The 428-nt window shown below is 46.0% G+C and carries 1 protein-coding gene; it reads right to left on the bottom strand.

What is annotated here, in order from left to right; genetic code table 11:
* Nucleotides 1-76: 76 nt before the first annotated feature.
* The coding region (locus tag DWX75_RS11950; RefSeq protein ID WP_118016530.1) for an IS607 family transposase at nucleotides 77-428 on the bottom strand (352 nt) is incomplete at its 5' end.

Genomic DNA, 428 nt, shown 5'->3' with positions numbered 1-428 from the left:
GCTCCTGAACTTGGGATGCCCGTTCATGTCATAGACGGTCAAGCTCTTGCCAATGCGGGTATAATGAGTAACTTTCTTAGCGGAATACTTGATGTAGCCGGGCTGCTTCTGCTTGCGGAAGATTCTTCTTCGCTTGATGCGCTCGTTTTCCCTGAAGCTCGCAACTGAACACTGTGATGATTTGGACCAAATCTTCAACCAGTTCCTGTTGCTCGCTTTTCCGGGCCATATCGACAATCTCAATCTTACATCCATGGATGGTTGCAATCGTTTCAAGAAGCTCAAAACCGAAACGTACGAGCCTGTCCTTATAGAGGACAACCACTTTCTCGACCTGGTTGGCTTCTATCCTGTGAATCAGCTCTTGGAGTCCATCCTTCTTGTAATTGATTCCAGAACCGATATCTGTGATGATTTCAAATGGATTT

The sequence above is a fragment of the Mitsuokella sp. AF21-1AC genome, from assembly GCF_003458855.1.
Lineage (GTDB): Bacteria > Bacillota > Negativicutes > Selenomonadales > Selenomonadaceae > Mitsuokella.
This window is presented reverse-complemented; position numbering and strand designations above follow the sequence as displayed.